General features: G+C 39.8%; 21 protein-coding genes and 1 pseudogene. 11 read left to right on the top strand and 11 right to left on the bottom strand.

Translation table 11 applies throughout. The features are described 5' to 3' along the window. Positions 1-9: 9 nt before the first annotated feature. Entirely contained in the window at positions 10-1,059 is a 1,050-nt protein-coding gene (locus AC2SLP_RS05170) for a regulatory protein RecX (protein ID WP_486535574.1), read from the top strand. 422 nt (positions 1,060-1,481) lie between these two features. Further along, positions 1,482-2,867, top strand: a complete 1,386-nt coding sequence (locus AC2SLP_RS05175) for a hypothetical protein (RefSeq protein ID WP_486535575.1) — start codon at positions 1,482-1,484, stop codon at positions 2,865-2,867. 34 nt (positions 2,868-2,901) lie between these two features. Here AC2SLP_RS05175 and AC2SLP_RS05180 read toward each other — a convergent pair whose 3' ends face one another. After that, a complete protein-coding gene (locus tag AC2SLP_RS05180) occupies positions 2,902-3,492 on the bottom strand; it encodes a GNAT family N-acetyltransferase (protein ID WP_486535576.1) in 591 nt (196 codons plus the stop codon). Between the two features lie 207 nt (positions 3,493-3,699). Here AC2SLP_RS05180 and truD point away from each other — a divergent pair, with 207 nt between their 5' ends. Next, positions 3,700-4,965, top strand: a complete 1,266-nt coding sequence (gene truD, locus AC2SLP_RS05185; protein ID WP_486535577.1) for a tRNA pseudouridine(13) synthase TruD — start codon at positions 3,700-3,702, stop codon at positions 4,963-4,965. A 142-nt stretch (positions 4,966-5,107) separates the two neighbouring features. Here the strand turns inward: truD and AC2SLP_RS05190 are convergent, their stop codons facing one another. Further along, a complete protein-coding gene (locus tag AC2SLP_RS05190; protein WP_486535647.1) occupies positions 5,108-6,010 on the bottom strand; it encodes a PHP domain-containing protein in 903 nt (300 codons plus the stop codon). A gap of 547 nt (positions 6,011-6,557) precedes the next feature. Here AC2SLP_RS05190 and AC2SLP_RS05195 point away from each other — a divergent pair. The 4 genes from AC2SLP_RS05195 to mnmC2 all read left to right on the top strand — a co-directional run bounded on the left by AC2SLP_RS05195 (position 6,558) and on the right by mnmC2 (position 10,578). Next, positions 6,558-7,121 (top strand): inner membrane-spanning protein YciB, encoded by a 564-nt coding sequence (locus AC2SLP_RS05195; RefSeq protein WP_486535578.1) that lies wholly within the window; start codon positions 6,558-6,560, stop codon positions 7,119-7,121. Positions 7,122-7,315: 194 nt separating this feature from the next. Continuing rightward, positions 7,316-7,612, top strand: coding sequence for a YciI family protein (locus tag AC2SLP_RS05200; protein WP_486535579.1), 297 nt, complete (start codon positions 7,316-7,318; stop codon positions 7,610-7,612). Then, positions 7,569-8,198 carry a hypothetical protein gene (locus AC2SLP_RS05205; protein ID WP_486535580.1) on the top strand — a complete coding sequence of 210 codons (630 nt, stop codon included), beginning with the start codon at positions 7,569-7,571 and terminating at the stop codon, positions 8,196-8,198. Before AC2SLP_RS05200 ends, AC2SLP_RS05205 begins: the two co-directional genes overlap by 44 nt. A gap of 208 nt (positions 8,199-8,406) precedes the next feature. Then, positions 8,407-10,578 (top strand): tRNA (5-methylaminomethyl-2-thiouridine)(34)-methyltransferase MnmC2, encoded by a 2,172-nt coding sequence (gene mnmC2, locus AC2SLP_RS05210; RefSeq protein ID WP_486535581.1) that lies wholly within the window; start codon positions 8,407-8,409, stop codon positions 10,576-10,578. Positions 10,579-10,617: 39 nt separating this feature from the next. Here mnmC2 and AC2SLP_RS05215 read toward each other — a convergent pair whose 3' ends face one another. The 8 genes from AC2SLP_RS05215 to AC2SLP_RS05250 all read right to left on the bottom strand — a co-directional run bounded on the left by AC2SLP_RS05215 (position 10,618) and on the right by AC2SLP_RS05250 (position 19,911). Beyond that, complete coding sequence (locus AC2SLP_RS05215) at positions 10,618-11,538, bottom strand: tRNA threonylcarbamoyladenosine dehydratase (RefSeq protein WP_486535582.1); 921 nt, start codon at positions 11,536-11,538, stop codon at positions 10,618-10,620. 81 nt (positions 11,539-11,619) lie between these two features. Next, positions 11,620-12,480 (bottom strand): TatD family hydrolase, encoded by an 861-nt coding sequence (locus AC2SLP_RS05220; RefSeq protein WP_486535583.1) that lies wholly within the window; start codon positions 12,478-12,480, stop codon positions 11,620-11,622. A 239-nt stretch (positions 12,481-12,719) separates the two neighbouring features. Further along, on the bottom strand, positions 12,720-12,977 hold the full coding sequence (locus tag AC2SLP_RS05225; RefSeq protein ID WP_486535584.1) for a hypothetical protein: 258 nt from the start codon (positions 12,975-12,977) through the stop codon (positions 12,720-12,722). A 73-nt stretch (positions 12,978-13,050) separates the two neighbouring features. Beyond that, positions 13,051-15,423: a type II secretion system secretin GspD gene (gspD, locus tag AC2SLP_RS05230; RefSeq protein WP_486535585.1), complete on the bottom strand. Its 2,373-nt coding sequence runs from the start codon at positions 15,421-15,423 to the stop codon at positions 13,051-13,053. Between the two features lie 247 nt (positions 15,424-15,670). Continuing rightward, the gene (locus AC2SLP_RS05235) at positions 15,671-16,642 is read right to left on the bottom strand and encodes a type II secretion system protein N (protein ID WP_486535586.1); all 972 of its coding nucleotides are present in this window, start codon (positions 16,640-16,642) and stop codon (positions 15,671-15,673) included. Beyond that, the gene (gspN, locus tag AC2SLP_RS05240; RefSeq protein ID WP_486535587.1) at positions 16,642-17,478 is read right to left on the bottom strand and encodes a type II secretion system protein N; all 837 of its coding nucleotides are present in this window, start codon (positions 17,476-17,478) and stop codon (positions 16,642-16,644) included. Before gspN ends, AC2SLP_RS05235 begins: the two co-directional genes overlap by 1 nt. 358 nt (positions 17,479-17,836) lie before the next feature. Beyond that, a complete protein-coding gene (gene ssb / locus AC2SLP_RS05245) occupies positions 17,837-18,439 on the bottom strand; it encodes a single-stranded DNA-binding protein (RefSeq protein ID WP_486535588.1) in 603 nt (200 codons plus the stop codon). Positions 18,440-18,546: 107 nt separating this feature from the next. After that, positions 18,547-19,911, bottom strand: coding sequence for an MFS transporter (locus AC2SLP_RS05250; RefSeq protein WP_486535589.1), 1,365 nt, complete (start codon positions 19,909-19,911; stop codon positions 18,547-18,549). A 438-nt stretch (positions 19,912-20,349) separates the two neighbouring features. Here AC2SLP_RS05250 and uvrA point away from each other — a divergent pair, with 438 nt between their 5' ends. From uvrA to AC2SLP_RS05270, 4 genes and pseudogenes are all read left to right on the top strand, one after another. Next, positions 20,350-23,340, top strand: a complete 2,991-nt coding sequence (uvrA, locus tag AC2SLP_RS05255) for an excinuclease ABC subunit UvrA (protein WP_486535590.1) — start codon at positions 20,350-20,352, stop codon at positions 23,338-23,340. Between the two features lie 124 nt (positions 23,341-23,464). Beyond that, positions 23,465-23,659, top strand: coding sequence for a P-loop NTPase fold protein (locus AC2SLP_RS05260; protein WP_486535591.1), 195 nt, complete (start codon positions 23,465-23,467; stop codon positions 23,657-23,659). A 177-nt stretch (positions 23,660-23,836) separates the two neighbouring features. Further along, positions 23,837-25,201: a hypothetical protein gene (locus tag AC2SLP_RS05265; RefSeq protein WP_486535592.1), complete on the top strand. Its 1,365-nt coding sequence runs from the start codon at positions 23,837-23,839 to the stop codon at positions 25,199-25,201. Between the two features lie 101 nt (positions 25,202-25,302). Continuing rightward, a pseudogene (locus AC2SLP_RS05270) lies at positions 25,303-25,526 on the top strand (hypothetical protein); the annotation flags it as partial. Between the two features lie 121 nt (positions 25,527-25,647). Here the strand turns inward: AC2SLP_RS05270 and AC2SLP_RS05275 are convergent. Beyond that, positions 25,648-26,325 (bottom strand): hypothetical protein, encoded by a 678-nt coding sequence (locus AC2SLP_RS05275; RefSeq protein WP_486535593.1) that lies wholly within the window; start codon positions 26,323-26,325, stop codon positions 25,648-25,650. Positions 26,326-26,471: the final 146 nt, after the last annotated feature.

The following is a 26,471-nucleotide window of genomic DNA, read 5'->3' on the forward strand; positions in this document are numbered from 1 at the left end:
CGATATCTTATGCAGATAAAAACACTTGCTGAAATCCTTGCTGAAACGAGCAAGGATGATAACCCCTCAAAGCGTTCGACGAAACGCAAAACTTTAAATCAGCAAACTTACGTCCAAAAAAAACAATCGCGGGTAAAGGATCGCTTTGCCCGTGATTTTGACGTGTCTGAAGATCATGAAAAATCAGAAGCATCATTAACTATAAAACCTACTAGAGAACCTACTAGAGAGCCACCAAAAAGAACAACTAAAAAACGCAAAAAGAAAAAAACCTTCCATCCGGCCTCTCCCTATCAACCAAAAACTCATATCAACGAGCCGATAAACGAAGTTAATCCTAATAGTATTAAAAGTATATTGGCTCAAATCAAAGAAGAAGTCACTGATGAGCGCAATTCAGACATTAATAATTCATCAGAAGAAGTAAACAATCAAACTTTTGAGTCCTTAACTTACCTAGATAACTTGCCAACTGCGCTAAAAGCTTATTTAAAAACTCCTGAGCAGCGCCAAGCGGAAAAGGAAGAAATCAAGGCAAACAGTCGCTTGCGTTGGTTGGCCTTTTATTACTTATCTCGCCGTGAACACTCTGCAGGAGAGCTGCGTCAAAAGCTAATTGATAAAGATCAAGACCCGCAGAAAATTGATGCGTTGCTACAAGAGTTTGCGGAAAAAGGCTATCAAAGTGATTACCGTACTGCACTCATGCTGATTCGTGAAGGTATACGTAAAAGGCGTGGCCGCGTTCGTATTAAGAATGACTTTTATAAACGTAAGGTAGAAGTCCCTGCAAATATCGATGAATTAATTGATATGGCGACGGAGGACAACGAAGAGTTTGTGGACGTGATATCAGACAATGATATGGTTGATGGTGTAGATTGGCTACGCTTAGCGGTAGAGGCTCGGGTAAAAAAATATGGTAAAGACATTCCTACAGATCCCAAAATCAAGGCGCGCCAGCTAAGATTTTTACAATATCGTGGCTTTAAACCAGACATTTGCTTTCAAGCTATTAACTACAACCTTGATACTATTGATAATAGATATTGGAAATAGGTCCTGATAATAGAGTCTGTTTAACTATATTCTAAAGTATTTTTGTAAGATACTTATAAACCGTAGAACAATTATAAATCGTGGAATACTTATGAATCATAAACTATTTATAGGTGTTAAAATTTTTCATACAAAATTCTTATTTTTTACGCACTAAAGTCGCGCATCTATTTTCTTTTTTTGCTTTAATAAACGTATTCAGAGTTTAAACCTTATTTTTAATCCTAATAGTCCCTATTCAAATGTGATTTTTATTAAATAAGTAGGGGCTGTCTTTTTATCAATCTGAATAGTCACTATTAATTATAATGACATATGGATTAAATTTATTAATTTAATATAAACTATATAATGTCGTAAGTTTTACTACACCTAACCTGATAACTTTGATCTTACACATTAACTTAACGAATATTTTAAATATGGAACTTTTCTCATCTAATACTCATCAAGCCTCTAAAACAACATCTATGAGACGCAATGCGCTTTCATCTTTCAACAAAGATAAAATCGTTAATCAGTATCTTTCTACAATAGCAAACAAGTCTACATTCGCCCTCAAAGCGCTTACGCTTACTGTAGCATCAACACTAACCTTATCCGCTTACGCCCAACAAGTTATACAGCCTCAGCAATCTTATGCTGGTGAGCTCACAGAAAGTAGTATGGTAGATGAGTATAGTGGAAAGTTGCATAATTTATATACCTTAAAAGGTAGTCCTGGCAGATACCTAAAAATCGATATGATATCTAATCACATTGACCCACAACTATTGGTAGGAGAATCTCTAGCACAGTTCAATTCCTACTGTAACGAGTGTATAGAAGATGATGACAGTGGCATTGATACAAATAGCCGAGTCATTTATAAAGTCCCAAATAGCGGTAACGTTTATATTCAAGCCAGATCTTATGAAGAAGAGCTGGGCCCTTATATTATAAGTGCTAACTATCTTCCAAAAACTTCAACATCCCAAGTGATTGACCTGCCAAAAAACGGCATTGTTTCAAATGTATTTTCGACCACTACTACGATAGATGACTCAGGATATTTTTACAATCTTTACCGCCTGCAAGGGAAACCGGGTGAAGTTGTTAGACTTGAGGTCATCTCAGAAGATTTAGATGCCATTATTGGGCTTGGTGAGATGAAAAACGGAAAATTTGTTTCAATTGAAGACGCTGATTCAAGGTCATTAAGCCTAAGTGATGGCAATAAACGTAAGACATTTAAGCTAGATAGTACGGGTCGAGCTGTGGCTAAAGTGTCCTCTGATAGAGTCTGGGATTTGGGTGAATATTTGATTGCAAATACCTCTTTAAACGTTATGACAGATTATAAGCCTGTATATGAATTAGAAGCCAATCGAATTGCTAAAACTCAGCTAACAACCCTTGATCCTTTGTATCAAGGTGATTATTACGCCCATACATATAAAATAAATGGAACACCAGGACAACGTTATAGTATTACTACAACCTCCGATGATTTAGACACGCGACTGTTGTGGGGCCGCATGGTTAACGGAAACTTTCTCATTGATCAAGAAAATGATGATGCAAGCGATGACGTAAGTGCTGATGAAATCTATGCAACAGAAGAAGCTTACGAAGATATCTATATCGATGAAACGACTTCTGAAAGTTATGAGACATCTGAAGCTTATGTAGAAGAAATTGCATCAGTTGACGACATAGATTCGAAGCTATCCGTCATTTTGGATCGTACTGGTCAACAAATCCTTATAGTAACTACGTATGAGCCTGAACAAACTGGCAGTTACAGTTTGAAGGTTGTAGAAGAGTAATTATGACGTTATAGCTAATAGAAATGGTACGCTCTTATACCCGTTTTTCTAACTCAAGCAGCTCTAAGTCTGAGCGCTTGGGTTCCCCATTGTTACCATCGTCAGGAAAAGGTAAGCTTGCGCCAGTTAAAGCATATCCGCGCCGCTGGTAATAAGCGAGTAATTCTGGACGGTGGCTTAATACACTCATGGATAGCCGAATGGGTTTGCTAGCATTATTAGATTTTAAATGACGATTAGCAAACGTCTCTACCGCTTCTAGCATCTTATTGCCAACACCTAGACCCTGCAAATCGGGATGTACCGCAAACATACCTATGTAGGCGGTATTTATTTTGGTTTGAATTTGCACCGCAATACTGCCCAATATCTTTCCAGTCTCTATCGAATCGATTCGCTCAGGATAAACGAATAAATAATGGCGCTTATCATCAACTACTTTTTTTAATTCAGCTTCCGTTGTACGTATCCCGCCTATCAATTCAGATTCATTTGTCCAGCCTACATCGTCGCGATAGCAGAGGTTCAATAAACTTAATAATGCTGATATATCATCTAAGGTGGCTTGACGCAATGTGACAATAGGCTTAGTCGTAGTAGGCTTAGTTCTAGTAGGCGTGGTCATAAAGGTTCTCCATACATCGTTATGTTTTAGCCATAGTTTTTAACCATTTTTATTAATATTCTTTTTTAAACGAACTGTTATTAAAGGGTATGTTTTATTCAGTATATGGCATCCGCTTATTAAAGCTTGGATAAAACATGTTACTATCAAATACATAATTGATGAGGTTTAATTACCTTGTCGTTTCTTTCTTTGTATGAGCCTTATATGACAGCCTTATTGACTGACACAGACATCACATCAGAACACATTGCCAAATTAACTCAAGTCGAACGACTTAATCAACCTTATCTTGCTCCCATATTAAGTGCAGGCTTTAAAAACGCCCCAGAAGATTTTGAAGTTAATGAAGTGCTTGATATTAAGCTAAGCGCAGAAGGTGAGCATTTATGGATGCTGATAAGAAAAACAGGTATGAATACGATTTTTGTTGCGCAGCTATTGGCTAAGTGGGCGGATATTTCAAATCGAGATGTGGGGTATTCGGGTTTAAAAGACCGACACGCGATCACAACCCAGTGGTTTAGCTTAAGATTACCTAAACGTCAATTACCAGAAATGAGCTTTGCAGATTTCGTGACTAATAATCAATCCACTACTTCACAATCACAATCACAATCACAATCGTCTCATACTATAGCTGCACCAATATCTAAGTCTAAATCTGGACCTACTTCTACTGACTCTACAGTCTTTTCGGTTAAGTCTTATGAGAAATTAGAAGTACTTGATTCAATGTGGCACAGCAAGAAACTACATAAAGGCGCCCACAAAGCCAATCACTTTATCATTACCTTACGAGATGTTCAGTTCAATCCAGAGCGCGAAGAAGCAATAGATGAAGTGGATGCGACACTACATCATATTAAAACCGCAGGCGTACCCAATTATTTCGGTTCACAGCGCTTTGGCAATCAAGGTAGTAATATTATCACGGCGCTTGAATGGTTAGAACAAGGTACTATTCATGGACGCAGACCTCATCCAAAAAAGGGGAGAGATACTCAGTCGATATATTTATCAGCTGCCCGTAGTGCCATATTTAATCAAATCCTCAATAAGCGTGTTAAAGCCACTAACTGGAACACAGGGCTAGAAGGCGATGTCTTTAATTTAGATGGCTCGGGGTCGGTATTTACTACCGAAACCATTGATGATGAGATAAAACAGCGTTTAGATTCTGGCGATATCCACCCTACTGGTCCGCTTTGGGGTATAAAGAATGATAAAGTAGCAGCAGAGGCCAAACGTATCGAGCAGGATACTATTAAGGAAGATCAGATATTAAGTAGATTGGCGACTGGTCTTGAAGATAAGAAAATTAAAACCATGCGCCGATCGCTCAGATTACCAGTTGCCAACCTGTCATGGTCATGGAAAGACGACACGACATTGGTATTAGACTTTAAATTAACAACAGGTAGCTTTGCCACCAGCGTACTTGCAAGCTTGGTAAAACAATTGGAAAACTAGGACTAGATTATAAATAGGGTAAATTATCATAAAAGTGGCTGTAAAAAAGGCGCTTGATAATAGTATTACTCAACCGACAATCAATCGCTTAGTCATTGGTCGCGCTTAGTCATTGGTCAATAAAATATAAACGGCTATTTAACTAGTTAATTATCGCCTCTATCACAAGCATCTGACCCTCTGCTAAGCTTGGCACATCACCCAGCTTGCGCCACGGCATACTGCTACCATGAAAATCGCTTCCTATCGACACTTGTAAACCATGCTCAGCAATTGTGCGATCAATCATACGACGTTTACTAATAGGCTCATCATTACTGGGTAATTCGCAGCCATCACCACCAAGTTGAGCAAATTCGGCAATGAGCTTTCTAACCCGAGTGGCAGATAGGTTATAGCGAGTAGGATGCGCCAATACCGCTTTACCACCGCAGCGATGAATCAATTCGATTGTTTGCTGCATACTTAAAGTCTCAATAGCCACGTATGCAGGTTTGTTATCTGCTAAAAATTTATCGAAGGCTTTTTGCATTGTCGGTACAATATCTTGCTCAACCAATACTTTAGCAATGTGCGCACGTCCTACCGCCTCAACATTGCCATTGGCTTTGTCTAACACTGAGGCCCATAACTTTTCAAAATCTTGTCCGGTGAGCTCTGAAACTTTCTCAACGATTTTTCGACCTCTGTCACCGCGGCTTGCTTGGATATAAATTAATTTCTCATTCATTTCTTCAAAATTATCAAAACCAAGCCCTAATACATGTATGACTTTGTCTTGGCTTTTATTTTTCCCATACCCTCCAGTTAAGGTATGCTGGCAGCTAATTTCTACGCCATTTATCAGTGTAATACCGTGCTTTTGGGCAAACGCTCGAGCTTCTGCAATGCCTAACAGCGTATCGTGATCAGTTAAGGCGAACACATCGATACCTGCATCGCTTGCCTTTTGTAACAATTGCTCGGGGTCATTACTACCGTCTGAATAGGTACTGTGGCTGTGTAAGTCAATCTTTTTATAGGCGAGTGTACGAGACGGCTTCATATCGTTAACTGCTGCATCAGGATTGGTGGCATTAGTGACAGTATTAGCGTTGTTAGCACTGTTAGCGCTGTTAGCATTAGAAGTTTTGTTAGCATTTTTAACATGGTTAAACGCATTTGGTTTGAAATGTTTGGAGCGTGATGTAGAAGATACTGCTGTACTTGATTGTGTCATATGCAAATTGTCTTGTGCGAGTGAAGGCATTAAAATCTATTAAATAACAGAACTGTAATTGCACCTATGATGAGAATCTAAGCCCTATTATATATGCACTATTATAAAGGTTAATTAGTTTGAAGGTTGATTTATTAATAAGAGAATTGAATGAATACATTATAGTGACATCACTGTTTATAGTAACATCACTGTTTAGGTCTTCACTAAATGTTTTGAGATTAACAAAATTATGTGTAGCTTATAATATAAGCTGAGCTTTTAATCGTAGCGCTTTTTTTTAAGTGTCAGGGCGTGTAAACTATGGCATCTTATATTTTTCAACTTATTAAATTAATTATTAACCGACTTTTAACTAACTTTAGTGGTATCTATGAAAGCATTGCTTGATTTTATTCCTTTGATTGCATTTTTCTATGTTGCCAAAAAATATGGTATTTTGGCGGGTGCAGGTGCCATTCTGATTGCGACAGTAGCGGTGGCTATTGTTCATATGGTTACCCAGCGGGGTAAACTCGATAAGCAGCAATCTATAACCTTAATATTAACTATTGTGTTGTGTGGTCTCACTTTATTGCTTAATGATGATATATATCTTAAATGGAAATCTACGGTTATTAACGGTATTTTCGCTTTTGCGCTTATATTTAGCGTAATTATTAAAAAGCCTTTACTAAAAATGGCGATGAAAAATGTATTTTTACTTAAGCAATCAGGCTGGAATAAATTAACATTGACGTGGGCAGGATATTTTATATTAATGGCAGGATTGCAATACTACTTTGCTTTTTATACCAGCGATCAAACATGGATTGACTTTAAAACCTACGGCTGGATTCCATTCATGTTAGTATTTATGATAGGTCAATTTGTGGTACTAAAAAACCATTTAAACCCCAAGCTTACTGAAGACAGCACAACCAAAGACAAACAGTAATAGTTATAACGTTTTTATTTTAAAAAGTCTTATACTCGTCTTTACCCTGTTGATCTTATTTAATACTTAATTCACCTAAGTCTAAAGTCTAGAGTACTCAAAGCAAATGGTACTAAAAGCGTTCCTCGATACTTTCGTTTATTTACAGTTATTAGCGGTTATTAGCGGTTAGCCAAACTTTATAAGGATTTATCATGTCGTTATTTATGATAGTGGGTCACGATGTGGCAAATTCTACGGAGCTTAGAAAGCAAACTCGTGATGATCATGTTGCAAGGTTAAAGCTTCTTGAAGCCGAAGATCGTTTGTTATTGGCAGGTCCATGCCCTATAGAGCATGGTAGCAACGACATGTGTGGTAGTCTTATTGTGGCTGAATTTGAGGATTTAGAAGCGGTACAACAGTGGGCGAATGAAGAACCCTATCTAAAAGCTGGCGTATATAGCCATGTGGACATTAGGCCGTTTATTAAGACGCTACCGAGCCATTAGTTCACTGGTTAACCAGATACCCTATTTATTGGAAATGACTGTCATGTTCTTTGCAGCTTCACAATCTAAAAACGATAACTCTGTAGTACTACCAATGGCTCGCAGACGGGCCCTGCATATTGCATTGGCCTACGGTTTGTTATTGCATGTATTACCGGCGATGGCTGCAAATGAACCTACTGTGATTGTTCATAATCAAGACAATCAGCAACAAAATGGACAGCAGTCTACAGATCCTCAAGTCGCTCCGCAGCCAAACACGCCATTTGTTGAAAATACGGAACAATCTAGTTCGGTAATATCCAATCAAGGTGCGCTTAATAACTCAAACCCACTCACTAATCCTGACAGTTTAGCCAGTAGCATGCAGCCTACGGAAGCTGAGCTAACCGCTGCCAATCAGGAGTTGTTGGGCCGTAATGCGCAGCTTCAGCGTGATGTAAATGAGTTACAAACCCGTGTCAACGTATTGGTTAATGAACATAGTGGTCAATTGTTTATGTACGGTGCGGTAACGGTAGCCGTCTCTCTACTATTGGGCTTCTTATTGGGCGTATTTGTATTTAGTCGCCGTGATCGCTGGTAACACTTAATTTATAAATGGTAATTGATAAATTGTAATTGATAAATGTTAATTGATATTTGATAGTAGGCACTAGTTGATAAATTATTAGTGGCCGTATATCAAGATTTACATATATTTTACCTATTTAAAGACAGTTGTAAGACTGATGTTCTGATGAATTGAAACCCCGCTCTAATCACTATGCCTTTATATTTAAGTACTAAATATTATGTCACCCACTCCTGCTTCCACTCCCAAATTACCTCCCTCGCTAAACCTCAAAGATATCGATGACACCATATCACCTGCAACATTAGTATGGCGTGAAGATGAGCAGGGCAATATGGTGCCATTTTCAAATACGTTTGGCGATGTTTACTATTCGTTAAAAGACGGCTTAGCTGAATCTCGTCATGTGTTTATTGATAATAATAATCTTCCTAGACGCTTTGAAGATTTATTTGTTGCTGCAGAAGAGCGCGCCGATCATTCTACACAGAATTTCACGATTATAGAGTTAGGATTTGGTACAGGTCTTAATTTGTTAGCTACATGGCAGCTATGGGATGAGGTTAAACATCGCGCGTTTGGTGATAATTATACGTCAAAAACATCTACAACCAGCCTGCCTCGACTACACTTTATTAGTACCGAAAAATTCCCTTTAATTCATGAAGATATGCACCGCAGTCTGGAAAGTTGGAAAATTCAAGACGTACGCTTGAGTCCTTATATTGATGAATTCTTAGCACATTATCCTGTACTAATTAATGGCTGTAATCGTTTAATACTTGCCGATGATGTGACGTTAGATTTGTGGCTTGGCGATGCCGTCTTAAGTTTGCAAAATTTGATTCAAACGTATGAAAATGACTCGTGTGGTTTAAACCCTCCATATGTTGATGCATGGTATCTTGATGGGTTTGCTCCCTCATGCAATGAAGCATTGTGGGCGCAGCAAGTGTTCGAAAACATGGAGCGCTTGTCCAAACCTGGTACTACGGTGGCTACTTTTAGTAGTGCCGGTATTGTAAAACGGGGTTTAAAAAACGCAGGGTTTGAAGTTACCAAAGTAAAGGGATTTGGAAAAAAAAGAGAGATGCTCACTGCTGTCAAACCTAGTGGCACTTCAACACATCATTATGCGGTAAAATACCCTATTGCTCATGTTGCGGTAATTGGCTGCGGCATCTCAGGATTGATGGCGGCTTGGTCATTAGCCATGCGCAGTATTAAAGTGACCATAATTGATAAAGTAGCCCCGTTGGCGGGCGCATCAGGCAATCCTCGTGCGCTGCTTGCGCCAAAAATGACGCCGCTGCCTCATGTGGCTGAGCATTTACACACCATGAGCTATTTATATAGTCAACGACGCTATAAGCAATTCGATGCCAAACGAGACAGCTTAGATAGCGAAGAGGGCGAACATATTATCAGTAGAAACATCAAGATATTTGAAGAGACGGGTACACTCGATTTGCTACTAAAAACCAATGTGGATCAGGCACAAATTGCAGCCTACCCTAATGAGATGGCGACCTCACTGATAGGGGCGGAAGCTAACCGTATAAGTGGATTGGCGTATCATGATTTAAAGCATAATCTATATTTACCTCAAGCAGGCTTAGTAAATCCCAAAGCGTTATCAGATTATATATTGGCGCATCCCAATATCTCATTTCAACAATCAACAGTAGAGCGAATTGAAACGAATAACGGTGCCCGCGGTGACTTAGAAAGAAGCACTGTTAAATTGAACACATCGACTGGCATGATACATTGCGATGCCGTAGTGATTGCAGCGGCTTATGAAAGTCAAAATTTAGACCCGCGTATCTTTGAATATCGTAAAATACGTGGGCAACTGTCTTGGTTTGAACCTACCGCCGCTCAGCTTATGAACTTACCAAAGCTACCGCTTAAATATGGCGGATACTGTAGTATATTTAGACCACAGCATGATGATCATAAAGTAAATCCTGTGTCATTCAATACCCCTACATTTTTGTTGGGGGCAAGCTTTGTGCGTAATCAAACTGATACCGGTATCCGCCAAACTGAACATGCTATAAATTATGAAAAGCTTACGACTGCCATACCAGAGCTTTTAAGCACGCTTGAAACAGATAAAGAGAATGGATTCAAAAACTGGCAGGCCCGAGTAGGCATTCGTGCTCAAACGCCAGACTACCACCCACTGGTAGGTAACATTGATGAGGGCGCAAAGATATGGACACTAAGTGGCATGGGGTCAAAGGGTTATGCATTTGCGCCCTTATGTGCTGAAGTGCTGGCAGATATGATGACAGGACAGTTTGCGCCCCTACCCGCTGCATTACTGGCCAAATTGTCCCCTCATCGTAAAGTATTAAAAAAGCCACTTAGTAAGCCATGCTCTTAGTAAACTGTGCACTTAATAAAGCAGGATAGTTAAACTGTTTCAACTTTTGCTAAGCAGCGTTAGCGTCTCACTGACCATAATCATACCCACCACAGATGTAATCACGACTGCAGAACCATAACCTCCACAATGCAATCCTCCAGTATGGCAACTTGCATCCGCTGACTTATTAACGATTGGAGGCTGGGTTGAATACACGCATTTGATACCGAACTTTTCTTTCATGTCTGTATTAATACCCATTTCGTGCCGTAATTTACTACGTAGACGGGCCAATAAGGGATCTTGATACGTCTCTTTTAGGTCGCTGACCGTTATTTGTAATGGATCAGTTTTGCCACCTGCGCCGCCTGCACATATCAGCTTTAATTTATTAAATCGGCAATGCAATGCGATAGCGACTTTGGCATTCATGTCATCGGTACAATCAAGCACAATCGTGCGTTCACCCTCTGCCAATCTTTGCTTGGCTTGTTGACGATTAGGTAATAAGGTCGCCACATTTTGGGGCGTCAAAAAGTCATCTACTAATGTTAAGCTAATATGGGGATTGATTTGTTTGGCACGCTCAGCCATTACTTCAATCTTGCTACGTCCGAATGTACTGTCCATCGCAGGTAGTTGCCGATTGACGTTTGACGCCACTAATACGTCCAAATCCACTAACGTCATCTTACCGACACCTGTACGCACCAAACCCTCTACCACCCATGTACCAACGCCACCTATACCAATAACGATGACATGCGCCTGCTCAAATTTATCAAAGCTATTTTTACCATATAAGGTTATTGTGCCTTGATAACGTCGATCGTATTGAGCTGAATTTAGGGGAGAGTTAAGGTCTGAATTTTGATCTAAGTTTGGGTCTGAATTTTGATCTAGGTTTTGGTCTAAAATCTGGTCTGAGTTAGGATCGGGATGTAGTTCAAAGGGCTGAGCTTGATTAAGTGTTGACATATAAGTTGGCATCCTAATAACTGCCTGACAGCAAGATAATGATAATAGCGTTTATTTGGAAAAGTTAGGTATTAATCCTATTTAAACTGGATAAGGCCAATCTACGTTTAGGGCATCGCAGCTATTTTGCCATAACTGTTTTGCCAGACTCGATTTTTCAATGTCTAGTAAACTGCTTAAACAATCCAGTACGGCGCTTAAATTAGCAGGCACATTACGCATTGGCTCATCCCCCTTTTGACAACATACAGGTGTCATATCAGGGCAATCTGTTTCAAGCACCAAGCACTCAATACCATATTCTTTAACAGCTTCTGTTAACGCACGGCGCAGCTTTTTAGCGTTCGGATTGGTTACCTGTCCAGTAATACCAAGTTTAAATCCCAGCTTCACAAATGCTTTGGCTTCTTGCTCACCGCCACTAAAGCTATGTGCAATACCGCCAAATTTATGAGCATCATAATCATGTGACTTGAGTAATGCCAAACACTCCGCATGCGCTTTTCTGATATGCAATAGCACTGGTAATTGATGCTTCACTGCCAAATCTAATTGCTTGGTGAAAAAATACTTTTGCTTTTCAACAGACGCCTCCGTTTTGAGCTCATCGGTATACGTATCAAGTCCAATTTCACCAATCGCAATTTGCTGATGTTCATTAACAAATTCAGTTAAGTACTCTAAATCTGCTTCGGTATGATCGTGAATATAAGCTGGATGCAACCCTGATGCCAAATGAGCTTTAGGTACTTTATGCAACTGTTCATACGCTTCTAACTGCTGCTGCGTTTGGTTGAGTCTATCAAAGTATTTTGCTAGATATCCGATAAGCAATAAATGCTTAACGCCAGACTGATAGGCAGCTTTAGCTTGTTCAAGTCTGTCTTGATCGAATACAAAGTCATCAAAATGAGTGTGAGTATCTATGAGAGGATAATACACGTGTGCATCTCCTATAACTTAATATGTTTGGGTGTCATTTATCGACAAAATAAAATATTGAGTAAAGCAAATAAAGGGGTTGTAAAATTGCAATTTTAAAAGCTGTTGTTTACATTCGGGTAGTTGAGTATTCAAGCAGGTGCACATTAAGATAATGGTAAATTAGCACCTCATTCGTATTTGGTTAAATCACACTGTTGGCTCAACTTAGATATGGTTTTGCTTATTGAAAGTGTTACTTATTTAAAATCCTGCTCACTAGAATCATACTGATCGTGATTGTTATTACCATCAACTTTGAGTCTGTCTTTGTCTTTGTCGTTGCCATTGTAATCGTCATGCCCGATATTATCGCACTCGGCATCGTCACCTTTAAATTGGGGACATTTACGATCGTCTTTTTTAGTGCTCCCATCTGCTTGATGGCTACTACGACGTGGAATCAATAACAAACCCAAACCAACAGCGCCAAGTTTTATCCATTTAGAATAACGCACAAACACCTCATGTATTGCTCAAATATTGCAGCATAAAAAACATTAAATCATAAAAATTGAATTTTATTTGTCCCTACTGTGTTGTGATATCTATAAAACCATCCTGCTGACTATTACCTAACGGGTTGCTATTTACAGGGTAGCTTACGTTTGGTTCTGACTGTGTAGGTTGGCTATATGCCGGCTGACCATAAACAGGCGATGTGGATGATGGCGGTAGCGGTGCGGGACGGTTATAGTTAGATACAGGATGCAAAGGGGCAAGCTGATAATTTGGGGTTTGAGTATTGGGATCATCCCAGTCACTCGCCCCTGACATCGGTATCTTTTTGATGGTGCCGTTTTGATCAATGACAAGCTGCATAACGCGCATTTGGTTGTATCTTTTTTCGGTCACACTAGCAACAGCGCCACCATCTCTTAAGATAGTAGGTTGTAAAAATATAATCAAATTACTTTTGTCCGTGTTGCTGTTATCAGAGCGGAATAATCGGCCGACGATAGGCACATTGCCAAGCCCAGGAACTTTTTGAACGCCTGATGTGGTGTTATCGCGCATCAATCCACCTAAGGCTATGGTCTGCTTGTCATCTGCTAATATTGTTGTGTTAATTAAGCTTTTATTGGTGATAAGCCCATTAGCATTATTGGTAGTACCATTTACCACAGAGGAGACTTCTTGTGATACCTCTAAACGAACCGTACCATTTTCACCAATGTGAGGAATGACATTGAGATTAATACCAATATCTTGGCGTTCGATTGTCTGAAAAGGATTGGTTGAAGAGTTGCCACTGGTGGTATATGAGCCCGTCACAAAGGGTACATTTTGACCCACTAATATACTGGCCTTCTCATTATCTAGCGTCATGATAGACGGCATTGATAATAGATTGGCACTATTGGTTTGATCGAGCGCCTGTAGGATTGCACCGTAAAATTCTGTATTACCATTGCTGTCTTTACGGCTATCGCCAATACCCAAAAATGCTCCCGCTATCGCACTTGCGGCACTACTAACACCTGAGCCACTTAAGGCAGCTGAGGCTAGCGCAGTCGCACTGGCGCCGACATTATTGAAGTTAACCACGCCGTAGCCACTATTGGCATTGCCAAGTGCCCACTGAACACCCAATTGCTTGGCATCATTTCCTGATACCTCAATAATTGCCGCCTGAATCAATACTTGAGCACGGCGCGTATCTAGCTGAGTAATCGCCTCTTCTACTTCACTCATCAAAACCGGATCACCATTTACGATAATTGCATTTTGAGTTTCATCCGCAATAATACTAAATGGCTTGCCTGCACTACCGCCTGAACGCGATGAACTACCTGATAGGCTACCAGCAGTTGATGAACTGGCACGAGTTCCTGTATTTGAGCTCGATGCACCTTGAGCCGCTGTATCTGTTAATGAGGCAGACTCGAGGGTTGATATGGCTCCTGTGCTGTCGATTGATTGGTTAGATAACAACCCGCGCAGCATGCTTGCTACATGTGCTGCACTGGCGTATTTTAAACGAAAAACACGCAGTCCACTTAATCGCTTAGAGGAGGCCACATCTAGCTGATTTACCATGGCACGCACTTTGGCAATCATCTCAGGTGTGCCTTTTATCAATAGACGATCACTGGCGGAGTCGGCAATGACTTTTAGATGCCCCCTGCTACCTGAGCCACTTGTAGCACTGGCCGTAAGTCCGTCAATTAGCTCAAGCATGCGTTCAGCATCGACATAACGTAATGGGATGACGCTTAACGCATTGTTATTATTACTATCTAAATCGCGTATTAAGGTAGTGATCTGATTCAAGCTATCGGCTCTGTCCGATAATACCAGCGCATTCACATCGGGCACAGCGGCGGCATGTGCAGACTGCGGCATCAGCGGACGTATCACCGTTAAGATTTGAGCAGCTTGAGCGTTTTCAAGATAAACAACCCTTGTGTGCAGTGCCTCTCCTTGGCTGGTGCCTCTTAAATCAACAGAAATACCAGATTGTTTGGCCACATTATCTGGGACAAGCTTTGTGGTGGTACCGGTGTCAATCGCCGCTATACCATTTACTTGCATCACACTTAAAAACAGCTGATACACTTCAGCTTCTGATAAGGCACGGTTAGAAATGACAGTAACGTTGCCATTAATACGCGGATCAAGAACGAAGTTTTTATTCGTTATGGTCGCCACTTCATTGATAAAGGCTTTGATATTGGCATCTTGAAGGTTTACCTTCCAGCTCTCAGCATGTGCGGGCATGGCGAAACTTACTGCTACTGGAATAATAACAGCGCTTATTGGACGCATAAATGGACCCGAAGGCAATGATCCATAAAGCGAAGTATCCGTCATTCGCTTAGTTGAAATTCTTAAGCATAGCATAGCCTGCGAGAGCTTACTGGCTATGGGCTTAATGGTTTTTGAGTAACTCAAATTAAACATGCAATATCGTACCTAGGTTGTGACGTCTAAACATTGTATATACTTAACATTTCAGATTTATGCAATGTAATTCTTTTAAAGACTTAAAGTTTATAAAATAAGGTGTATTGAATATTAAAATATTAGGGCTGCTTAATCGGTGACACTATCGTCATAGGTAATACTATAGTATAAAACGACACGATCTTAAAAAATAACACTATAGTAAAAGATTAAACTATAGTAAAAGACAGCATCTAGGCAAAAATTAATCAAAATTTTGGCGTACGGTCAAGGTCTGATCACCTCGTCTAATCTCAATAGTCGCCTGTCCAGATTGTTTAACCTCGTTTAGTAAATCAGCATCGCTAGCCGGATTATTACCGACAGTCTGTCCGTTAACCGACATGACGCGATCGCCAGGTTCAAGACCTATTTTTTTACGCAGATTTTCAGGCATTGCCTTAGTTACTTGATAGCCCTCTCCTGTTGCCATTACCCCCATGTTACTAAGATAATCTGCAGGATTTTGTCGCAGCTCATTGATTGCAGTATCTAAATTCTGTGCAGGCGTATCGGAAGTCTGAGTATTGTTAGGATCAACAGACTGATTAACGCCAAGTCGTCTTATTGGCTGACGAATATTACGTCTCGCATCATCAGGTGTATTATTAGCTTGTGCTTGGGGCAATCTATTATTGGCGGCGTTTGCAGCATTGTTCGCGGCGTTCGTGGCATTATTTTGCGCGCCAGGTTGTGACCCTTGATCCAAAGACATTCGCTCAGGCATTTTTATAACCGACTGTCGTCCTCGATTGTCTTCAACGAGGACACTATCCCACATTACATCAACCAATGTATAGTTTGTACCTGTAAGCTGTTCGCCCACCCTATAGTTAGCTATTTGACCATTTACACTTAATAATGCGGATGATAATGAGCGTTTTGATGAGGTCATAACGCCAGTTAATATCATATTGGGTGGAGGCTGTGCTTGTTGTGTTTGTGGTGTGGGTGCTTCAAATATAGCCAAAGCTCGGCTAGCATCAACGCGTTCAACTTGCGGGGTTTGAATTTGTAAAACTGGTAGATTCGGCGCATGATGCGGTGCAAGTAATAACCATACGATTCTCGCTATTCCCCAACATAACCAAATAATAGCGAGCAGAAGCAACCAACCAGACAGTTTATTTAAACTATTTATCAAAGGTTTAGCAATAGAAGTCAATGCATTCGCCATCAGTTAGCGTCCTTATTATTCAATCCACCTAATAAGGGTTCACGGACATTAACAACAGTCGTATCAGCAGCAGCATTACCTTTATAATTTGGCATGTTTTCCAGCAGTCTTTGGGTCAGCCCGACATCAATCATACCTTTAGCATCTAAATAAATATCACCAAGTCGCTTACTATTAACATCAACCAGATTGGCATGAATGACTTGAGCATCGTTTCTAGTTTCTTGTGTCAAGTCAGCACGCATTGCAGGTAGATTAATTCGATATACTTGTCCACCATTTGGGTAGCCAAGCTCACCTCCTGCCCAAGTAAGCTGTCCATCAACATCTATTAAACCTTTAGATTCATGCAAAGTTCCAGATAATGCATTAACTTGAATCGGTGCATCAGGTAGATTCCAGCTTACAATAGAAGCCAATGTCTGCTTATCAACTTTACCAGATAAATCAGAGACAGCGACACTATTTAAACTACGGCTTAACTGCCCGTCAAGCCGAGTCTGCCCTGAATTAATATCCACATCTGCACTTAGCTTACCTAAAAATAAAGATAATGGTTTTAGCTTCCATGTCACCGTTGCCAACATGGGTTGATTGGATTTGGCATTTAAATACTGAACGGGTACCTGTGTGACTGCCGACCCTTGCCATATATTGCCTGATACTTGCTGTAAGTACGATGAATTTGGCATAAATTGATTAATCAGCCATGCAGCTGGCATTTGAATAATAATACACAAGCATAGCAATAGGATACCAAGTAGCCACCATAAGGCGCTTGGACGAGCCGCTTTGGACTCGTTAGATTTCGAAGGGGTCAGTACTGTAGATTGCAAAATTAAGCCCAGACGTTTGCCATGAATAAAACATTTTATTAAGCGTTTCTAAATATTCACATAGTTTAATGCTCAAACACATCTTATCAATTAAAAATTAGGGATATTAGAACATTATCTGCTAAGCATACCTAATATTTATAAAATATTATACCTATTCGTAGCAATCAATTGAATCTACGAATAACTATTAGGAAGCTCAACAAGGACTATAACCGAAGCAAGCTTAATTATTTAGGGCCTGTTGAACATATATTACTATCTGAAACAAATAAATTAGGACACTATCAACAAAAAATAGCTCATTGAAATTTCAATGAGCTAATGAGTTATAAATACAATATTTAATTATTATATCCTAGAATGGGATATCATCATCTTTTGGCGTATCAGTCATCCCACCTGCAGGATTTGTGGTTTGATTATTAAATTCAGGAGCTTGCTGAGCGCCCTGATTGTTTGCTGGGCTTTGATTGCCTTGGTTGCCTTGATTAAAGGTGTTTTGATTACCGCCACCTTGATTGCCAACTTGTGGATAGTTACCCTGCTGTGGCTGGTTGCCTTGATTATAATTGCCTTCGTTTTGACCCCCAAAGCTGCCACCTTGTTGACCCATACCGCCGCCACTACCACCGCCTAGCATCTGCATTTGGTCTGCACGTATTTCGGTCGTATAACGGTCTTGTCCATTTTGATCCTGCCATTTGCGAGTGCGCAAACTGCCTTCAATATAAACCTGGCTACCTTTACGCAGATATTGTGCAGCAATCTCGCCTAAACGATTAAACAAAGAAATACGGTGCCATTCAGTTGCTTCGCGTTTTTCACCTGTTTGCTTGTCTGTCCATTGTTCTGAGGTCGCAACCGATATATTAGTCACGCTGCCGCCATTACTAAACTGACGTGATTCTGGATCGGCGCCTAAATTACCGACAATAATTACTTTGTTAACTCCGCGCATAAAATTTCCTTTTGTTTATAAACGTTAAATTTGATAATTAATATAACTTTTAAATTTGATATTAATATAACCACAGTTTGTTGCGTTTCACTTTACCCAAATTTGCTTTAAATATCTAGCTGAGTTTCAGTTAATTGTGACAACTGGTGTCGTGAAGTATCATCAAGCTTTTGTTTGTCTAGTTTAAGATAAGCGACACCTTCTGAAGCCATAACCACAATATCGTCCACACCGTCTATCGCCATCATTTGATTTGACCATGCTTGTACATCATCCGCCTTCGGTATCGCTAATGTCGTGCTGGTTAGATAAGGGGGCTGACGAATAGGAATAAGTAAAAGTAATGCAGTTGCCATCACGCAGCCCAATAACCCCCACCCCATCCAATTAGGCTGAGTCAATAGCCATCCACCAATCGCACCGCCAACAAATGCCCCAAAAAACTGGCTTGAAGAGTTAATACCCATTGCCGTGGCTTTATTACTGACAGGGGCACGCTTAGATATCCAAGAGGGGATTGTCGCTTCTAATAAGTTAAAGCCTATAAAGTACAGACCTAACCCGAACAATAAGACAATACTCAATTGGCTGCCGAGCGCTAATGCGATAAATGCTAACACCATTAGGGCCACCGCCGCTAGAAATACCTGACGCATCTTGCGTTTTTTTTCAGCAACGATAATAAAAGGAATAGCAATAGCAAAGCCGATAAATAATAATGGTAAATACACCAAGCCTTGCTGACGCACACTAAGGTCCAATACCTCTGACAATTGATGCGGGATAATGACAAATATAGCCGTCATGGTCAGATGAAGCGCGAAAATACTCACATGTAATCGGTTTAAATCACCAATATTTAGCACTTCACGTAATTGTTGACCGATGGTTTTATCTGCTAAATTGTGCTTAAGAACACGCATAGGCGTGGGAACGACAAACAGCAATAACATGGCCAAAACTGCAAACAAGGAGGTCATCCAAAACAGCCCTGACATACCCACACTGGCCACCATCATTGGCCCTAGTGCAAAGGACAACATAATAGAGGTAGCTATGGTCAGCCCCATCGTCGCCATTGCCTTAGTGCGTACTTGCTCGCGGGTGACATCCGCAAGTAGCGCCATCAGTATGGCAGACACTGCGCCACTACCTGCCAGTGCGCGACCGATAATAACTTGATATATGGTGTCAGCAGTTGCCGCCACAACACCGCCTAAAGCGAACAATAACAAACCTAAGAATATCATCGGCTTACGAGGGAACTTATCGGCAGCAAGGCTCATGGGTATTTGAAACACCGCTTGACCTAAGCCATAAATACCTACGGCCAACCCAATTAATAAAGGCGTGGAATAGGCATAGTCGCCGCCATATACTGAGAAAACAGGTACTATCATAAAAAGACCAATCATACGTAGCGCAAAAATACCGCCAATACCCGCAATCGCGCGTTTCTCAATACTATTCATACGGCTCCCACGTTCATGTCATTTTTTAAATTTATTACTTTTATCTGACCAGTTTTCACAATATTGCCTTGTTAGTGCGTCATTATAATGGATTAATCTACACCATGCGCACTAACCTTTATCTAATTTTGATAGCTGCTATTGATAGACTCTAAAGCTTAACATTCATTTTTTGTGGTTATCGCTTACTTTTTTTTGACCTGCACATTCATTTATTAGTACTTATGACAACTTGAAATACAGTCAATTGAGACCCATTAATAGCCATACTAACTTATACATATATTTAACTCACGGCTAATTTAACTTATCAAAAAACTCAGTTATGCTTTAAAACAAAGCCAGCTATTTATTCGTTTTCTATAGCAAGCTAACTACTTTTAAACCTCTAAACAGAACTGCCCTAATACTAAATAATTCAATAACACAAGGTTCTATATGGCACACGAACATATTAAAATTCGCGGCGCTCGCACCCATAATCTTAAAGACGTTAACATAGATATACCACGTGATAAATTTGTTGTAATTACTGGTTTATCGGGATCAGGTAAATCTTCACTGGCTTTTGATACGCTATATGCTGAAGGTCAGCGTCGATATGTGGAGAGCTTATCAGCTTATGCGCGTCAGTTCTTATCGCAAATGGACAAACCTGAAGTAGATAGTATTGAAGGCTTATCACCTGCCATTGCCATTGAACAAAAATCCACCAACCACAATCCGCGCTCGACTGTGGGTACGATTACTGAGATATATGATTACCTGCGTTTATTGTATGCTCGCGTTGGAACGCCCTATTGCCCAGTGCATGACGAGCCGATGGTAGCACAAACCATTACTGAAATGGTTGATGACATTATGGCGTTGCCAGAAGGCACCAAGCTTATGATATTAGCGCCTGTAATTCGTGATCGTAAGGGTGAGCACGTTGTGCTGTTAGAGCAATTGGTCGGTCAGGGTTTTGTGCGTGTTCGTGTCGATGGTCATGTCTATGATATGGACGAATTACCCGATTTAGAAAAAAATAAAAAACACACCATTGAAGTGGTGGTTGATCGCTTTAAAGTTCGTGAAGACTTAGGCAATCGTGTTGCTGAAAGTTTAGAGACGGCGCTGCGCTTGGGTGGTGATTTAGCCATCTTGCACTATATGGATGGCAACCCCAATCCTGACGCGTCAATCAATTCTGCCACTGGAAACAGTGATGATCAAGTGCTGTCGGCCAAACATTCCTGCCCTGTGTGTGATCGAGCGGTGGGTGAATTAGAACCGCGTTTGTTTAGTTTTAACAACCCGTATGGTGCGTGTCCTGCTTGTGATGGACTCGGCAAACGTCAGTACTTTGCGGCTGAAAAATTAGTCAATAATCCTGAAAAAACCTTAAATCAAGGCGCAATAAGTGGGTGGGACAAGCGTCATGCCTATTATTTTGGCTTATTAAACACGGTTACCAGACACTTTAATATAGATATGGATACCCCGTGGCAGGAGCTATCTAAAGAGCATCGTAATATCATTCTTAAAGGGTCTGGTAAAGAGAAAATCCAATTTAACTTTACCGATGAGCGTGGCCGCAAAACCAAAAAGACAACGCCATTTGAAGGGGTACTTCCCTACCTTGAGCGTCGCTATGCAAAAACGCAAAGTAACTTTGTTCGTGATGAATTGGCTAAATATTTAGCTGACACCACCTGTAACGTCTGCGACGGTGCTCGTTTGAATGAAATCGCACGCAACGTTCGAGTAGATGGCCGTGGTATTGCCGAAATAGTTCAGTTATCGATTGGGGATGCAGCAAACTATTATAGCGATTTGCACATGGGCGGTGCTAAAGGTGAAGTGAGTGAAAAAATCTTCAAAGAGATTAATGAGCGCCTAAACTTCTTGGTCAGTGTTGGTCTCGATTACTTAAACCTCGCTCGCTCTGCTGAGACTTTATCAGGCGGTGAAGCACAGCGTATCCGTCTTGCCAGTCAAATTGGTGCGGGCCTTATGGGCGTGATGTATGTGCTTGATGAGCCGTCTATCGGTTTGCATCAACGTGATAATGATCGACTGCTACAAACCTTGGTTCGCTTACGTGATCTGGGCAATACGGTCTTGGTTGTTGAGCATGATGAAGATGCTATTCGTCAAGCCGATCATGTGATTGATATCGGTGTGGGCGCTGGCGTGCATGGCGGTCATGTGATTGCTGAGGGCACCATGCAAGACATTATGGATGTTGAAGAGTCGTTAACTGGGCAGTACTTGTCTGGTGAGAAAAAGATTGAGATTCCTAAAACTCGTCATAAAGCTAAAACCATTGATCTTAATAATCCGCCTGAAAAAGCGCGTATTATGCCAATGGGTAAAGCCAAAGCTGCTGCCGCAAAAAAGGCCGCTAAGAACAAAAAGCCAAAGCCCAAAAAGATTGTACCGATGCAAATTGAGCTAAAAGGCGCCACAGGCAACAACTTACAAGACGTTGATTTGACGCTACCCATTGGTACTTTTACATGTATCACTGGGGTGTCCGGGTCTGGTAAATCAACCTTAATTAACCGTACCTTGATGCCACTCGCAGCAACTCAATTAAACAATGCATCAACCTTAGTGCCTGATCATTATGAAAGTATCACGGGGCTTGAGTATCTGGATAAAATGGTTGATATTGACCAAAGCCCGATTGGGCGTACACCACGTTCCAACCCTGCCACGTATACGGGTGTGTTTACCCCAATACGTGATTTATTCTCGCAAACGCAAGAGGCCAAAGCACGGGGTTATAAAGCCGGTCGCTTTAGCTTTAATGTGAAAGGTGGACGCTGTGAGACCTGTCAGGGTGATGGTTTGATTAAAGTTGAGATGCATTTCTTGCCTGATATGTACGTGCCTTGTGATAGCTGTCATGGCAAACGCTATAATCGCGAGACGCTTGAAATACATTACAAAGGCAAAAGTATTGCCGAGGTGTTGGACATGACGGTAGAGGATGCGACTGAGTTCTTCTCTGCCATTCCGCCGATTCATCGTCGCTTGCAAGCATTAATGGATGTGGGCTTGAGCTATATTCGCTTGGGTCAATCTGCGCCTACCCTATCTGGGGGTGAAGCACAGCGTGTCAAGCTGGCTCGTGAGCTTGCCAAACGTGATACGGGTCAGACCTTATATATCCTGGATGAGCCGACCACAGGTCTACATTTCCATGACATTTACAAACTGCTTAACATCCTGCACGCCTTACGTGATAAGGGCAACACCATTGTAGTCATTGAGCACAATTTGGATGTAATTAAAACCGCCGATTGGATTATCGATTTGGGTCCTGAAGGGGGTAAGAATGGCGGCATTATTATCGCTGAAGGTACGCCTGAGGATGTGGCTGAGAGTAAGGTGTCGTTTACGGGGCAGTTTTTAAAGCCGATGCTTGAACAAGCGTCGTAGATTTAGTGTTAGTTTTAATGTGAAAGGCTGTCCTGTTTGGGATGGCCTTTTTTGATGTTTAATATTTAGATGCAATGAATGTTAGTATAAATCTCAAAATATAAGCACTTCAAAGGTATTGATGATGGCAAATGTGTTTAATCTCAGCAAACGACTTTTAGAACTTATAAATAATGAAGATAATTTTGCTATCGCCTTAGTAGGTGAATGGGGCATCGGTAAGACGCATTTCTGGAATGAGTTCTATAAGGAAAATCATTTATCTTTTAAAACAAAAAAATACGCATATGTTTCCCTATTTGGTATTGATTCATTATAGTCCCTAAAGTTTGAAATAGCTTTAAAAACTTACAGCACCGGACAAGAAAAAGATAATTTATCTTATTTAAAAATTGGTTTTAAAAAAATTTTAGAAAATGTTAACTTTTCTGATTTAGAAGGCTCAGGGGTTACTCTTTCTGTAAGTAAAGGAGTCATTAGTAGTACTTTATCCAGTATGGTTAATGATACTGTAATCTGCATCGATGATATCGAGAGGGTTTCAGATAAATTAGATGTTAAAGATGTGATGGGATTAATAAATGAGTTAAAACTGGAAAAAAATTGCCAAGTAATTGTAATCCTGCATGAAGCTAAAGCAAATGAACAATTTCAAGAATACAAAGAGAAAGTTTTCGATGAAGTCTTAATTTTAGACGATAATTTAGACATACTACAAAGCATTATCAAAGATGAAGTTGCACTTTGCATTATGCAAGAATTTAACAAAAAAATGGGAGTTATGAACTTAAGGTTTTATAATAAAGTTTATAATACTTATCTATATATTACTGAGTCAATTAAATCCTTAAGTATAACTAGCAAAGAACACATATTAAGAAACCTCTTAATAATCCAGTGGATAGATAGTTTTCAACCAGATATTCTTTTAAAAGACGGTAAGACTCCTCTTAAACTAACATTAGATTTATTTTATAAGGATAGCAACAACTTTATAAACATGTCTGATGATGACTTCCTTAGACAAGATGATGAGTTTAAAGCTTTTAGAAAACATGTATCATCTTTTTACCCTTTATTCTTATTTGATGATTGGGCTATGCATATTGTAAATATGCTCGTAAACCACGAAATATCAAAAGATTCTATAACCGATTTAATCCAAAAAGACGTCTTAACTGAAAGTAAAATTCAGCAGGAAGTGCTATACAATCAAGTAATGTCGGAATTTTATAGGCTCGAACTACAACCTCTTTTCTGCGAACGTCTATATTACATAGCATGTACTCAAATTAAAAAGTCCGAGTTGAACAACCTTAGCTTTTATTGCGACATTTTTGAAAACTGTAATAGATTAGATTTGTCTCAAAATTTAGAAAGCCACGTTAAAAAATATATTCTAAGAGAAATAACATCATCTACATCTAAGCCATATGTAGATGACTGGTACCCTTTCGGAAGAAAACCCTATGAACGCTTCCATAATTATATTGAAGAGACAATAGAGAACTTTTTACCTAATAGTATTCAATCTAGTGATTTATCCTCTATATTTATAGCTTTTGATAAGAACGGTCGTAACGGCTGGAACACTGACGATGCAATTTTCTTAAAAACAATAAATAAAGATAATTTAAAAGAAATAATGTGGACGGAAATTGAAGATGAGAGGTATCGTAGGCAGTTTATTCATTCAATACTACTGCATCCAGTAATTAACGAAATCGAAGGAAAGAGGGAAGAGTTAAGGAGTTGGATGATAGAGGTGCTGAATGAAAGGATGGATGAAATTCCAGAAAGTAAGGTTCCTATAAAAATGTGGTTGCAAGATACTAATGAGTTAACAGAAAATCTTTTTTGAAATTTTTCGAAAATAGCCCGTAGTTTGATTTGAGTTTATGACAACCAAAATTAAGCAGTTTAATTCAATTAATAACATGTTGTGTCTCGTACCTCGACGCCAACCTACTTTTAAATATTTTGCATACATTACGTGATAAGGGCAATACAATTGTAGTCATTGAGCACAATTTGAACGTGATTAAACCGCCGATTGAATTATTGATTTGGGTCCTAAAGGTGGTAAGAATGGTGGCACGATTATCGCTGAGGGTACGCTAGAGAAAGTGGCTGAGAGTAAAGTGCCGTATACGGGGCAATTCTTAAAGCCGATGCTTGGGGGTTAGAATTTTTAGCTGTTGATTATTTTTATTGGAAGGCTACTCTTAGTGAACTAAACCGTCCAAGATTTGAGGTTTAGTTCACTCTAGCTTGATTTTTTAAACATAGCTTTTTTTTATTAGAGTGTTAATCACTACCTTTTTTATATTCTTCACCAGTAAATTTACTTAAAGCTGGTAAAAATTTAGCCATACAAGTTTGGATAATGATTGGTTTTAACTCCACCACTTTTTGGTAATTATTCTCTTTCCATGCTTCTAGTGGAAACTGCTTTGACTGATATTCACAGCTTACGACATCACTAGCAACCGATTTTTGCTTGCCAAATAAATTTTGTCTCGTTGTGTGCATATCTCTAGCTAGCGAAGAACCATATAATAACTGATAGTTTTGATTTTCATTAACATAACTAATCTTCCACAAAGGTTTTTGTTCTGATAATTCAATTGGGGAGAGGTATTCTTCTGATTTAGTTTCGGTTGATTGCAATTGCTTTTTTAGCAACGAGTAGATGTCGTAGGTAGGATTTTTCAGTATCTCTTTATCAGTAGTATCTGTAATTTCTTTACCGATTAAGTCATCTCTATTAAAAGTACTCGCACCAGTGCCTACAAAAAAGTTTAAAACTTGACCTACCGCTGCAGCATTACGCTCATTTCTTGTTGCTATTTTCAGGTCCCGAACTCGGCTGTCAATGTTTAGATCTAGTGTATTATTATAATAAGCAGGTGGTTTTTCTTCTACTTGCGTTGTAGCGCAACCTGATATTAATATAATAAAAGTTATTAATAGCATATTTTTCATACGTTTTGCTCCAGAATTAATATTATTGAAGAACTCTAAAATTTTATGTTTTTGTAGTTTTAATTTAACTAATCATATCATCTCTTTAGATATGCCAAGCACCAAGGTTGGGTGGTGGTAACGACACCTAACGAATAAACATAATC

It is taken from the genome of Psychrobacter sp. CX21 (assembly GCF_057396255.1).